Source organism: Segeticoccus rhizosphaerae, from assembly GCF_009192725.1.
Lineage (GTDB): Bacteria > Actinomycetota > Actinomycetes > Actinomycetales > Dermatophilaceae > Segeticoccus > Segeticoccus rhizosphaerae.
The window spans coordinates 1-8823 of the sequence record NZ_VOHR01000154.1 but is presented as its reverse complement, the minus strand read 5'-3'; the positions used below and the strand labels follow the sequence as shown (position 1 = coordinate 8823).

The following is an 8823-nucleotide window of genomic DNA, read 5'->3' as shown; positions in this document are numbered from 1 at the left end:
GAGCCCGGCGCCAGCGCCGCCTTGGCCCACCTCGGGCTCGATCCGCTGGTCGACCTCGGTCTGCGCCTCGGAGAGGGCAGCGGCGCCGCCCTGGCCGTGCCGCTCGTGCAGTCCGCCGCTCGACTGTTGCGCGAGGTCGCAACCTTCGATTCCGCCGGGGTGACCGACAAGTCCGGCGGAAGCACCGCCGGGCCCGGGCGCCACGCCTCGTGAGGGCCGCAGTCATCCGCGTCGAGTTGGTTGCAGCGTCCCCCTAGGCTGAGCGCATGAGCACTGCGTGGACGTGGACCTTCCAGGACGCCGAGGGCAAGGAGCTCGCCGACCGCGAGAAGCTGGGCGGTGGCCCGTTCCCCTCCCAGGGCGACGCGGAGAGCTGGATCGGTGAGGAATGGCGTGCGCTCGCCGACGCCGGTGTCGAGTCGGTGACCCTCCATGAGGACGGCACGGTGGTCTACGGGCCCATGAGCCTGCGGCCGGCCGAGTGAGCGGCCTGGGGGAGGCCACCCGCAGCACGCTCGATCGGCTCGCCGCGAACGCCCAGCGCGACTGGCGCACACCGGGACTGAGCGCCGGACTGGTCCGCGACGGAGAGCTGGTGTGGTCGTCCCACGTCGGGTCGGCCCGGCTGGAACCCGAACCCGAACCTGCCACCGACGACACGCAGTACCTGATCGGGTCGGTGACCAAGACGTTCACCGCGGTGCAGGTCATGGCGTTGCGTGACGAGGGCAAGCTGCGCCTCGACGACCCGTTGTCGAGGCACCTGCCCGGGACGGCGCACGGGACGATCACGATCCGCCAGATGCTCGCCCACGCCTCGGGGCTGCAGCGCGAACCCGTCGGCCGGATCTGGGAGAGCCTGGACGCGCCGGACGAGGAGCGCCTGCTGCGGGAGCTGGGGCAGGCCGAGCGGGTGCTTCCACCACACTTCGCGTTCCACTACTCCAACCTCGCGTATGCCCTGCTCGGCCAGGTCGTCGAGCGTCTCGAGGGTTGCTCGTGGCAGGAGTCGGTGACACGCCGCGTCCTGCAACCCCTCGGGATGGCGCACAGCGGCCTGACTCCCGACGACGCACGTCGCGCGCACGGCTACTCGGTGCACCCGCACAGCCGGGTCGCGAGGCGCGAGCCGCTCTTCGAGCTCAGGGCCACGGCTCCGCTCGGTGGCCTGTGGAGCACCGTCGCCGACCTGGCGCGCTATGCCGCCTTCGTCGCCGACCCGGACCCGGACGTCCTGTCCCGCGACACGGTCGACGAGATGTGCCGGCCCCTGATCATGACCGACCTGGAGGGCTGGTCGCGCGCCTACGGACTCGGCTACGACCTGCAGCGAGCCGGTGATCGCGTGCTGGCGGGCCACGGCGGCGCCATGCCGGGCTACGTCACCGGGCTCCGCGTGCGCCGCAAGGACAAGGTGGGCGCGGTCGTCTTCGCCAACACCACTGCCGGCGCCGATCCGGTGGCGTTGGCCACCGACCTGGTCACCGCCGTCCTGGACGCCGAACCGACTCCGGCCACGCCGTGGACCCCGTCACGTCCGCAGCCGGCCCTCGACGGGGTCCTCGGCAGCTGGTGGTCCGAGGGCGAGGAGATCGTCCTGGAGGTGCGGGACGGCCAGCTGTGGTCCCGGTTGCCCGCGCTGCCGGGGCCCCTGGCGGAGACCCGGTTCGAGGCTGATGGGACCGGTCGCTTCCGTGCGGTCGAGGGGCGCGAGCGTGGTGAGCTGCTCGAGGTGACCCGCGACGAGCAGGGAGCGGTGTCCCGCCTGCACTTCGCGACCTACGCCCTGACCCGCGCGCCCGCCTCCTTCGGCGAGCTGGCTGACTAGGTCGGCGCGGACCCATGCAGAGTTCACGGGTCCGCGGACTGTGCCCGCCTGAGCGGCCGATCCGCGTGCAGAGTTCACGGGTCCGTGGATTGTGTCCCGCCCCAGCGGCCCGGCCGCGTGCGAGGGTCAGAGCAGTGTCGTCGTCGACGGCCACGGCCGCCGGGCGACCAGGTGCATCAAGGTGCCCATCCTGCGGTAGGGGTCGGTGCGCCCGAACCGCTCCTCGAGGTCGAGCAGGGCCCGCGCCTGCTCGGGGTCCTGCGGAAAGGACTCCTCGACCGGCACGTTGTCGCTCGCGATCCGCACGCCGTACCACGCCTCCAGGGCGAGCCCGGACGAGCGCAACAAGTCCTCCAACCCCTCACGCCAGTCCGCCCGGGCGTCAACCCCGATCTCGTTGCGGTAGACCGGTGAACGGTGCTCCCGGTCTGCACGATCGACCTCGTCCAGCAACTCGAGGGCCCCGCGCCAGTCGTGCCGCGCGGCAGGGCGCCAGGCCAGCGCCTCGGCGTTGCGGGTGAGGACCGACAGTGTCCCGCCGGCCCCGACGAGCCCAGCCAGCTCGGTCAGCGCCACGACGGGGGAGTCGAGGTACATCAACACCCCGTGGCACAGCACCACCTGGTAGCCGCCCGGATCGGCCACGTCCGCGAGATCACCGATGCCCCCCGCGCGGAGGTCGACCCGGGCGCGGACCGCAGGAGTCTCGTCCTCGAGCGCCTCCGCACAGGCCTCGCGCATCCGCGGTTCCGGCTCGACCGCGGTGACCTCGAAACCCTCCCGCGCCAACCGGATCGCCTGCGTGCCCTGGCCCGAGCCCACGTCGATCGCACTGGCGCCCGACGGCATCGGCAGGTGCGCGGTCAGCTGGCGCGCCACCACCTCCTGCCGGACCACGTTGCGCAGGTTGCCGAGCCGCGACAACCACGATCCGCTGCCCGTGGCAAAGGCGTTGGTGGCGTCCATGTCGACCGCCGCCGGGTCAGCGGGGCTTGTCGCCGCGCTCGACCTGGGGCTTGGGCATCCGCGAGCGGCGCATCTGGAACGAGCGCATCACGGCATACATCATCGAACCGCGGGGCGGCGCCTCATGGAACCTCTCCTCGATCCGCTTCCTGATGCGGCGCCAGAGGAAGAAGGCGTCGACCACCCCGATGACGACGATGCCGTAGACGAGGACCAGCACGAGGAACTGCGTGGTCGCGTTCCTGACGAAGGCGAGCGCGAGCACGACCACCATCAGCGGCAGCAGGAACTCTCCGATGTTCCAGCGGGAGTCGACGGTGTCGCGGATGAATCGCTTGATCGGACCCTTGTCGCGAGCGGGCAGGTAGCGCTCGTCGCCCCGCATCATCGCCTCGCGCCGCTTGACCCGCTCCTCGCGCGCCTTGGCCTTGTCGGTCTTGCCGGCAGCCTTGCGGTCGGTCGGCACGAGGGGCTGCTTGCGAGCAGCCTCCTGCGCGCGCCGCTTGGGCGTCGGACGGTTCTTGGCCCCCGGCCGCTCGACCGGGTTGCTGTCGGCCTCGGCCTCGGAAGTCTTCTTGCGTCCAAACACGAAGCACACTGTATGTCGTGTGCTCACCGCCGCTCCCACCGCCGTCGCCCGACGACGCGCCGCAGTAGTCTCGCGAACGTGACCGACGACGCGAGCAAGACCGACCTGACCGACGACGCCGCGCGGCTGAGCACCCTGCGCGGGCGCGTGCGTGGCCTGATGCCGACCGTGCGCCGGGACCTCGAGGCGCTGACCCGCATCCCCAGCGTGTCACTCGACTCGTTCGACCAGGGTCTCGTCGACCAGAGCGCCTCCGCCGTGGCCGAGCTGCTCGAGTCAGAGGGGCTCGTGGTGGAGATCGTCCGCGAGGGCGGCCGGCCGGCCGTGATCGGTCACCTCGACGGACCCGAGGGCGCGCCGACGATCCTGCTCTACGCGCACCACGACGTGCAGCCGCCGGGGGACGACGCCGACTGGGACAGCCCGCCGTTCGAACCCACCGAGCGCGGCGGCCGCCTCTACGGCCGGGGCGCGGCCGACGACAAGGCCGGGATCATGGCGCACGTCGCGGCCCTGCGCGCTCACGCCGGGGGCCTTCCCGTGGGCGTGTCGATCTTCGTCGAGGGCGAGGAGGAGGTCGGGTCGGACAGCCTGGCCACCATCCTCGAGCGGCACGGCGAGCGGCTGCGCGCCGACGCGATCGTGCTGGCCGACTCCACCAACTGGGACATCGGCACCCCGGCGCTCACGACCACCCTGCGGGGCATGGTGCGGGTGGTCGTCGAGGTGCGCGCGCTCGACCACTCCATCCACAGCGGCATGTTCGGCGGCGCGGTGCCCGACGGCATCATGGCGCTGACGCGACTGCTCGCCAGCCTGCACGACGACGAGGGCAACGTCGCCGTGGCCGGGCTGAGATCGGGCCACGCCGCCGAGCTGGAGATGACCGAGGACCAGCTGCGGCGCGACGCCGGCCTGCTCGAGGGCGTCCAGACGATCGGTACCGACTCGTTGCTCTCACGGATGTGGACCAAGCCGTCGCTGACCGTGATCGGGCTGGACGCACCCTCGGTCGACACCTCCTCCAACACCCTGGTGCCGTCGGCCCGGGCCAAGATCTCGATGAGGATCGCTCCGGACGAGAGTCCGCGGACGGCATACGAGGCACTCGAGCGACACCTGCGCGAGCATGCGCCGTGGGGGGTGCACGTGGACGTCCGGCTCGACGACGAGGGCGAGGGCTTCGCCGCGCAGGCGGAGGGCCCGATCTATGACCAGGCACGCGCCGCCTTCGAGGACGCCTGGGGCGTGCCGCCGGTCGACATCGGCGTGGGCGGGTCGATCCCGTTCGTGGCCGCGTTCGCGGAGAGGTTCCCGGACGCCGCGATCCTGGTGACCGGCGTCGAGGACCCCGACACCCGGGCGCACGGTGCCAACGAGAGCCTGCACCTCGGGGAGTTCGAGCGGGTCTGCCTGGCCGAGGCCGTGCTGCTCGACCGCCTCGGCCGATGACGTAGGTTCGGTGTATGGCCAAGGACACCAGCACGGCATACGTCGAGGAGAGCTTCCAGCGCGACACCCGCTACCTCGACGACCGGATCACCAGTGACGGCAGCAGCGGCTGGCCGGTCGAGGCGGGCCGCTACCGGCTCGTCGCGGCGCGGGCCTGCCCCTGGGCCAACCGGGCCATCATCGTCCGACGGCTGCTCGGGCTGGAGGGCGCGCTCTCGATGGGCCTCGCCGGTCCGACCCACGACGCGAACAGCTGGACCTTCGACCTCGACCCCGACGGCCTCGACCCTGTGTTGCGCATCCCGCGGCTCAAGGACGCCTACGAGAAGCGGCAACCCGGCTACCCGCGCGGCATCACCGTGCCGGCCATCGTCGACATCCCCACCGGGCAGGTCGTCACCAACGACTTCAAGCAGATCACCGTGGACCTGTCGACACAGTGGACCGCCTTCCACCGCGAGGGCGCCCCGCAGCTCTACCCCGAGGCGCTGCGCGAGGAGATCGAGGAGGTCTCCGAGCGGGTCTACCGCGACGTCAACAACGCGGTCTACGAGGCGGGCTTCGCCGGCACCCAGGAGTCGTATGACGAGGCGTACCACCGCCTGTTCGCCGCCTTGGACTGGCTCTCCGAACGGCTCGAGGGCCGCCGCTACCTGGTGGGCGACACCGTCACCGAGGCCGACGTGCGCCTCTTCACCACGCTGGCCCGCTTCGACCCCGTCTACCACGGGCACTTCAAGTGCAACCGGAGCAAGCTCTCGGAGATGCCGGTGCTGTGGGCCTACGCGCGAGACCTGTTCCAGACGCCGGGTTTCGGCGACACCATCGACTTCGCGCAGATCAAGCGGCACTACTACGTCGTGCACCGTGACGTGAACCCGACCGGTGTGGTGCCGGACGGCCCGGACCTGTCCAACTGGGCGACACCGCACGGCCGGGAAGCCTTGGGCGGCAGGCCGTTCGGTGACGGCACCCCGCCCGGGCCGCCGCCGGAGGGCGAGCGTGTGCCGACCGAGCACAACCCCACCCTGGACGCCGAGGGGATGTTCGCCGGCGCCTGATCGTCACAGCGCGGCGAGCCGCTCCAGCAGACGGTCGACCTCGGCCTCGGTCGTGTAGGGCGCGAGACCGACCCGGATGCCACCCTCGTCGCCCAGTCCCAGGTGCCGGGAGGCCTCCAGCGCGTAGAAGTGGTCTGCCGGGGCGTTGATCCCGTCGGCGGCGAGGCGCTCGTAGACCTCGAGCCCGGGACGGTCTGCATGTGTCATCAGGACGGTCGGCGTGCGGCGCCTCGCTCGTCCGTGCACGGTGATCTGCGGCTGGTCGGCCAGCCCCTTCAGCAGCCGAGCCAGCAAGGCGTCCTCGTGCTGCTCGACCGCGGCCATCGACGCGAGCACCCGCGCCCGCCGGTCGCCGTCACCGGGGACCAGGTCCGCGATGAAGTCCACCGTCGCGGTCGTCCCCGCGAGGACCTCGTAGGGCAGCGTGCCCAGCTCGAAGCGTTCGGGGACGACCTCGGTGGAGGGCATGAGCTTGTCCGGCCGCAGCGTCTCGAGCAGCTCGGGAGCAGCCGCCAGCACCCCGTGGTGAGGACCGAAGAACTTGTAGGGCGAGCAGGTGTAGAAGTCGGCTCCCAGCTCGGCGACGTCGACGGGTGCGTGCGGCGTGAGGTGCACTCCGTCGACGTAGAGCAGGGCCCCCACGTCGTGCGCGGCGAGCCCGATCGCCGCCGTGTCGGGTCGGGTGCCGATCAGGTTGGAGGCGCCGGTGACCGCGACGACGCGCGTGCGGTCACCGAGCAGCCCGGTGACCGCCGAGACGGGCAGCTCGCCCGTGTCCGGGTCGAACTCGGCCCACCGGACCACCGCACCAGCTGCCTCGGCGGCGATGACCCAGGGTCGGATGTTGGCGTCGTGGTCCAGCCGGGAGACGACGACCTCGTCGCCGGGGGACCACTGCTTGGCCAGGGTGCCCGCCATGTCCATCGTCAGCTGGGTGGCCGAACGGCCGAACACGACGCCACGAGGATCGGCACCGAGCAGGTCCGCGACGGCCGCTCGGGCCGCGAGGACCACCGCTTCCGCTCGCTGTTCGGCAGCGGTCACCGAGCCACGGTTGGCCAGGCCCGCCACCATCGTGTCCGCCACCGCACGGCCGACGACCTCGGGAGTCTGCGAACCCCCGGGCCCGTCGAAGTACGCCACCTCGTCGGAGACGGCAGGGAAGGCGGAACGGATGCGGTCGACGTCGAGGCTCATGGGCCAATTCTGCTCCGGGGCGGTGGTGCGCTCGGACCCGGTCCGGTGGCTGAGAACGGGCCGGGCGGCCTGCGGGCCCGCCGCGTCGCCGAGCAGCACACCGCCGACGGGTCTCAGTCCTTGGCGGTCCCGCCGGGCAGGGCCAGCATCTGGTCGAGCGCGACCTGCGCCCAGTGCGCGACGTCCGGGTCGACCTCGATCCGATTGACCACCCGGCCGGCGACGAGCGACTCGAGGGCCCACACGAGGTGCGGCAGGTCGATCCGGTTCATCGTCGAGCAGTAGCAGACGTTCTTCTCCAGGAAGGCGATCCGCTGCTTCGGGAACTGCCGGGCCAGTCGCTGCACGAGGTTGAGCTCGGTGCCGACGACCCAGGACGTGCCGTCGGGCGCCGCCGAGATGGTCTTGATGATCTTCTCGGTGGAACCGACCTCGTCGGCGAGCGCGACCACCTCATGGCGGCACTCGGGGTGCACGATCACCTTGACGTCCGGGATCTCCCGGCGCGCGGTCTCGACGGCGTCGACGCTGAACCGCCCATGCACCGAGCAGTGGCCCCGCCAGAGGATGATCCGGGCCGACCGGACCTGCTCGGGGGTCAGACCACCCATGGGTCGGTGCGGGTCGAGGACGACACAGTCCTCGAGCGCGAGCCCGAGGTCGAGGGCGGTGTTGCGGCCGAGGTGCTGGTCGGGCAGGAAGAGCACCTTGCCGCTGCCGCCGACGCCGCCGACCTTGTCGAAGGCCCAGGTGAGCGCCGTGCGGGCGTTGCTGGAGGTGCAGACCGTCCCGCCGTGCCGGCCGGTGAAGGCCTTGATCGCGGCCGAGGAGTTCATGTAGGTCACCGGCACCACGTCGTCGGCGACGCCGAGCTCGACCAGGTCGTCCCAGGCGTCCTCCACCTGGCCGATGTCGGCCATGTCGGCCATCGAGCAGCCGGCCGCCAGATCCGGAAGGATCACGGCCTGTTCGTCACTGGTCAGGATGTCAGCGGACTCGGCCATGAAGTGCACGCCGCAGAAGACGATGTATGGCGCGTCCGGCCGCGCCGCTGCCTCCTTGGCCAGTTTGAACGAGTCACCGGTGACGTCGGCGAACTCGATGACCTCGCTGCGCTGGTAGTGGTGTCCGAGCACGAACACCCGGTCGCCGAGTGCGGCTTTCGCCGCCCGGGCGCGCTCGACCAGCGCCGGGTCGGACGGTGCCGGGAGGTCTCCCGGGCACTCGACACCCCGCTCGCTGGCCAACTGGGTGCCGTGGCCGAGGACGAGCAGCGGCAGGGCGGGCGTGCCGGTCGGGGGAGCGGGGCGGTCCGTGGTGGTGCTCACGCGCGCCATCGTGCCACAGCGTGCGGCCGTGGCCGTGGCCGTCGGCCTTTCGCCTGCCTACCGGCCTTGGTGCCTTCCTGGCCCTTGCGCACGGCACCGTTCGGCGACGCGGTGACACGAGCACCGGCCAGCAGCGCCGGGATGTCGGGGGCGGCGGGCAGGATGGGGTCATGCTCCTCGCCGAGGTCGTGGCCGTCTCCCGCGAAGTCGCCGCCACCCGCTCCCGGTTGACGAAACGTGATGCGCTCACCGAGTTGCTGCGCCGCACCGAGCCGGAGGACGTCGAGGTGGTCGTGGCCTACCTCGCCGGCGAGCTGCGCCAGCGGCGCACCGGCGTCGGCTGGGCGGGTCTCGCTCAGCTGCCACCCCCGGCGGCCGAGCCCTCCCTGACGGTTGCGGGGG

General features: G+C 71.8%; 9 protein-coding genes and 1 pseudogene. 6 read left to right on the top strand and 4 right to left on the bottom strand.

Going from position 1 to position 8823, the window contains the following annotated elements; translation table 11 throughout:
• From FRW57_RS12915 to FRW57_RS12905, 3 genes are all read left to right on the top strand, one after another.
• A partial coding sequence (locus tag FRW57_RS12915) for a nicotinate-nucleotide--dimethylbenzimidazole phosphoribosyltransferase (RefSeq protein ID WP_162529349.1) occupies positions 1–213 on the top strand: 213 nt, incomplete at its 5' end.
• 53 nt (positions 214–266) lie between these two features.
• Entirely contained in the window at positions 267–485 is a 219-nt protein-coding gene (locus FRW57_RS12910) for a hypothetical protein (RefSeq protein WP_137120230.1), read from the top strand.
• The gene (locus FRW57_RS12905; protein WP_152186156.1) at positions 482–1828 is read left to right on the top strand and encodes a serine hydrolase domain-containing protein; all 1347 of its coding nucleotides are present in this window, start codon (positions 482–484) and stop codon (positions 1826–1828) included. Before FRW57_RS12910 ends, FRW57_RS12905 begins: the two co-directional genes overlap by 4 nt.
• Before the next feature lie 126 nt (positions 1829–1954).
• Here the strand turns inward: FRW57_RS12905 and FRW57_RS12900 are convergent, their stop codons facing one another.
• Both FRW57_RS12900 and FRW57_RS12895 read right to left on the bottom strand, forming a co-directional pair.
• Positions 1955–2794: a methyltransferase domain-containing protein gene (locus FRW57_RS12900; protein ID WP_152186155.1), complete on the bottom strand. Its 840-nt coding sequence runs from the start codon at positions 2792–2794 to the stop codon at positions 1955–1957.
• 16 nt (positions 2795–2810) lie between these two features.
• On the bottom strand, positions 2811–3383 hold the full coding sequence (locus tag FRW57_RS12895) for a DUF3043 domain-containing protein (protein ID WP_137120233.1): 573 nt from the start codon (positions 3381–3383) through the stop codon (positions 2811–2813).
• A gap of 105 nt (positions 3384–3488) precedes the next feature.
• Between FRW57_RS12895 and FRW57_RS12890 the strand changes: the two genes are divergently transcribed.
• Positions 3489–4835, top strand: coding sequence for a dipeptidase (locus FRW57_RS12890; RefSeq protein ID WP_373681277.1), 1347 nt, complete (start codon positions 3489–3491; stop codon positions 4833–4835).
• 14 nt (positions 4836–4849) lie between these two features.
• A complete protein-coding gene (locus tag FRW57_RS12885) occupies positions 4850–5896 on the top strand; it encodes a glutathione S-transferase family protein (RefSeq protein ID WP_152186154.1) in 1047 nt (348 codons plus the stop codon).
• Between the two features lie 3 nt (positions 5897–5899).
• Here FRW57_RS12885 and FRW57_RS12880 read toward each other — a convergent pair whose 3' ends face one another.
• Positions 5900–7093 (bottom strand): cysteine desulfurase-like protein, encoded by a 1194-nt coding sequence (locus FRW57_RS12880; protein WP_152186153.1) that lies wholly within the window; start codon positions 7091–7093, stop codon positions 5900–5902.
• A gap of 113 nt (positions 7094–7206) precedes the next feature.
• Positions 7207–8430 carry a quinolinate synthase NadA gene (gene nadA / locus FRW57_RS12875; protein WP_152186152.1) on the bottom strand — a complete coding sequence of 408 codons (1224 nt, stop codon included), beginning with the start codon at positions 8428–8430 and terminating at the stop codon, positions 7207–7209.
• Positions 8431–8591: 161 nt separating this feature from the next.
• Between nadA and FRW57_RS12870 the strand changes: the two are divergent.
• Positions 8592–8823 (top strand): annotated as a pseudogene (locus tag FRW57_RS12870) (ATP-dependent DNA ligase); the annotation flags it as partial.